Source organism: Aeromonas sp. TW 6 (genome assembly GCF_013168745.1).
Lineage (GTDB): Bacteria > Pseudomonadota > Gammaproteobacteria > Enterobacterales > Aeromonadaceae > Aeromonas > Aeromonas caviae.
Genome location: NZ_JABERS010000097.1, coordinates 1 through 2930 on the forward strand (window position 1 = coordinate 1; position 2930 = coordinate 2930).

Annotated in this window: 1 protein-coding gene and 1 pseudogene; both read right to left on the reverse strand. The window is 54.7% G+C overall.

What is annotated here, in order from left to right:
• Nucleotides 1-118: 118 nt before the first annotated feature.
• Nucleotides 119-1270 (reverse strand): annotated as a pseudogene (locus tag HKD46_RS21045) (IS3 family transposase).
• Between the two features lie 297 nt (nt 1271-1567).
• The gene (locus HKD46_RS21050; protein ID WP_021140576.1) at nt 1568-2587 is read right to left on the reverse strand and encodes an IS110-like element ISAs16 family transposase; all 1020 of its coding nucleotides are present in this window, start codon (nt 2585-2587) and stop codon (nt 1568-1570) included.
• Nucleotides 2588-2930: the final 343 nt, after the last annotated feature.

Sequence of the window (2930 nt, forward strand, 5' to 3'; positions counted from 1 at the left end):
CGCAAGGCGAGCGTAAGACGGAAGCAAAAAATCGCAGGAATGAGCAGTGAATATCTGGAAACGGTACTCAATGCGGGTCTCAAAAAACTGGGTGAAATTTAACAAAATGTTCACGCTCTCACCCTGAACGGTATCCCAAGGCGCTGTGCGGGTGGTGTTCGTTATAATGCTCAAACGCGATGGCCAAATTGCCTACCGCTGTTCGGCTATCTGGTTTCGGCATCATCTCGATATAGTCTCGCTTCATCGTCTTCACGAAGCACTCCGCTATACCGTTGCTCTGTGGGCTTCTCACCGCAGTCGTTTTGGGCTCCAACCCGATTTCTCGTGCAAACGCGCGGGTCTCATGGGCTCGATACGCCGAACCATTATCAGTCAGCCACTCCACCGGTGATGCCGGCAACGCATCCCCGAAGCGACGCTCAACAGACCTCAGCATGACATCTTGCACCGTGGCACTGTCGTAACCCCCGGTACTGGCAGCCTAGTCCAAGGTTTCCCTGTCACAGCAGTCCATGGCGAACGTGACTCGTAGTTTTTCACCGTTATCGCAGCGAAACTCGAAGCCATCTGAGCACCAACGTCGATTGCTCTCCTTGACGGCAACACGCCCCTGATGTGCCCGCTGGGTCAATGGTGCAGCCGGTTTTCTTTCCAGCAACAGGCCATGATCGCGCATGACGCGATATACCCGTTTGGCGTTTACCACAGGCTGTCGTGTTGCCTCTGACCGACGCCGTAACAGCGCCCAGACTCGACGATAGCCATAGGAGGGAAGCTCAGCCATCGCCTCCATGATCCGGCCAAGTAAGGCAGCATCATCATGCAGGCGATGATGACGACCATCTTGCCAACCTGGTTTTCGATGAACACGAACGGATAGCTGCGCACGCGATACATTAAGGGCCTGGCTCACAGCACTTAATCGTCGTCCCCCGGCAACAAGGGCGCATGCGCAATCCATTTTTTGCTCGACCAACCTCTACGGCTTCTTTGAGGATCTCGTTCTCCATGGTTTTCTTCCCGAGCAGACGCTGGAGCTCTCGGATCTGCTTGATGGCAGCAACCAACTCGAAGGCTGTAACAACATCCTCACCGGCGGTGATCGCCGTGAGAGAGCTTTCCTGGAATTGCTTACGCCATTTGAAAAGCTGGTTGGCGTTGACGTCGTGCAAGCGAGCTACATGAGAGACGGTCATTCCGGGCTCAAAGGTCTGCTGCACGATGGAGATCTTTTCCGGCGTCGACGACGCTCAGCCCCTGTTAACATAGATGGTCGCCCCGGTTTGCCAAGCCCTCAATCAATGAAAGTGAGTCAGGTGGAGATTGCAGCCATAGATCCGGATTTCACCGAGGCAACAGCCTCTATCCCTGATGGAATTCGCTGACTGGCTCCTCTATCACTTACAGCGCACTTAACGACGTGCTGTGTTAACACCGGGTTTTGCCAGCCACGGTCTGACCTGTCTCGCCATCACTTCATGATTGCCTGCGCAATCTGTGCTTCATTATCATTGCCAACCGTCTTGTTGCAGGGCTGTCAGCCCGCCCTTACTAAACCTGTTTTTCATGCGGCCATGCCATTGTGAGCATCATATTTTCTGTCGTGTGCCAGCAATGCCCAGATGATTCTAGCCGTCTGCGCTACCGCCGCCACGTTAGGGTTGCGCCGTGCCATCACCCCGGCCAACCAGCTTCCTGCAAACGACTCCTTGTGTTCTGCTACTCGTAGCACCGCCCGAGCGCCATGAATTAACAGTGTGCGCAAGTAGCTGTCGCCGCGCTTGCTGATCCCCAGCAGGGTCTGCTTGCCACCGCTGGAGTGTTGCCGTGGCACCAACCCCAGCCACGCGGCCAACTGCCTGCCATTCTGGAAATTTCTCGGATTGCCAATGGAGGCCACCAGGGCGCTGGTGGTGATAGGACCTATACCGGGTAGCTGTGCCAATGTTTGGCTGGCGACACTGTCTCGATGCCAGCGTACGCTCGCTTCCTCCAGCTCGTTGACCTGCTTATTGAGTTCCTTGAGGTGCTCGTGGAGTCGCATCAGCAACAGGCGAAACGTCCCTGGCAAGCAGTTTTCACTGTCCTCCAGGAATTCGGGAACACGCTGGCCGATGTGGGTGATGCCCTGGGGGATGATGAGCCCATATTCCGCCAAAAGTCCTCGGATCTGGTTGGCCTGGGCGGTCCTGGCCTTGACGAACCCCTGCCTAGCACGATGCAGGGCTAGGACGGCTAACTGTTCGCTACTCTTTATCGGCACGAAGCGCATGGTTGGCCGGGTTACCGCTTCGTAAATGGCCTCGGCATCGGGGGCATCATTCTTGTTTGTTTTGACGTAGGGTTTGACGAATTGAGGTGCCATCAGCTTGACGGTATGCCCCAGACCTTGCAGCTTGTTGGCCCAGAAATGGGCGCTACCACAAGCTTCCATGCCGATCAGACAGGCGGGCAAGTTGGCAAAGAAAGTGATCATCTGGTCCCGCTTGAGCTGCTTTTTCAGAAGCACTTTGCCGCGCTCATCCACGCCATGAACCTGCAGGACATTTTTGGCCAAATCGATGCCAATCGTGGTGATTTTCATAGCGTTCGCCTCTCTACAGTCAGTGGGAATATCTTTGCCACATTGGCACGTTAGATGCCGTTTGGGGAGGGGCGACCATCCCATTACTTCGACCATCTTCTCGTTGCGACTAGTACTGAACATAGTTCCAAGACTACCTCTTAAGTTAAGAGGGGCGAAGTGTCTGGATCTTCAAGGGGCCAATCTAGGATCTTCAAGGGACCAATCTACAATGTGCCTAAATAACTGATCCCAATAGTGCTACACCTTCGCTGTGCCATAGCCATTCCCCGGGAAAGGAGACACGGTATCCATGAAGTGTTTCACTCGGGCCAGCAGGTTTGCCATCCCTATGCATTGATGA

What these genes read in the sequence shown, in the direction of transcription:
- HKD46_RS21050 (WP_021140576.1), bottom strand. Translation starts at nt 2,587, where the DNA reads ATGAAAATCACCACGATTGGCATCGATTTGGCCAAAAATGTCCTGCAG.